At 47.9% G+C, this 890-nt stretch carries 1 pseudogene; it reads left to right on the top strand.

Features of this window, described 5'->3' with window-relative positions:
* Window positions 1-17 precede the first annotated feature (17 nt).
* A pseudogene (locus R7Q11_RS25265) lies at window positions 18-890 on the top strand (VCBS domain-containing protein); the annotation flags it as partial.

The following is an 890-nucleotide window of genomic DNA, read 5'->3' on the forward strand; positions in this document are numbered from 1 at the left end:
CACCTTCTCAATTCTAATATCAGGTCAACCTCTATGAACAGCTTGATCATACTGTCTCAAACGACGAATCTTTAACGTTCACCAGTCCAGTTTATGCCGTTTATGCCGACGGAGACCGCTCTTCTTTGACGCTCGGTTCGAATGATGCAAAAGCCGCAGAAATCGTTATAGAAGTTAAAGATGATGCGCCTTCTATTGATGGTGTAGAAGCTTTAACGGTGGATGAAGACGACTTTGCGAGCATCGGCTCGGATCAAAATGATTCTGTTTCGGTTGACGGCAAGTTCACCACGACAGAAGGTTCCGACCGAGTGGTGAGTTATCAACTCGACGCATCGACCAATCCAATTGATGGCTTGACTTCACATGGTGAAGCCGTTGAACTGGTAGAAACCGCAAATGCCGACGGCAGCTTCACTTACACCGCGACAGCAAACGGCAACTCAGTATTTACGCTGGTGGTGAATACCGATGGTTCATACAACTTTACGTTGGAAGGCCCAATCGATCACGCGACTGGTAGTGATGAACTGACGCTAAACTTTCCAATCATCGCGACCGACTTTGATGGCGATACGTCATCGGCAACCATCCCTGTAACCATTGTTGATGACCAGCCAACAATTAACAATGTTCAAGCGATCACCGTTGATGAAGATGACCTCGCGCAGATTGGCTCGGCTCAAGACGGTTCAGTATCGATTGACGGACACTTCACCACCAATCAAGGTTCTGACGGCGTAGTGAGTTACCAATTGGATGCCAGTGCGACGCCTGTTGATGGGCTTACTTCGCAAGGTGTTGCGGTGACATTGAGTGAAACGGCAAATCCAGATGGTAGTTTCACTTATACGGCAACCGCAGGAACCAATCCTGTCTTTACGTTAACT

Source organism: Vibrio sp. 970 (assembly GCF_033339075.1).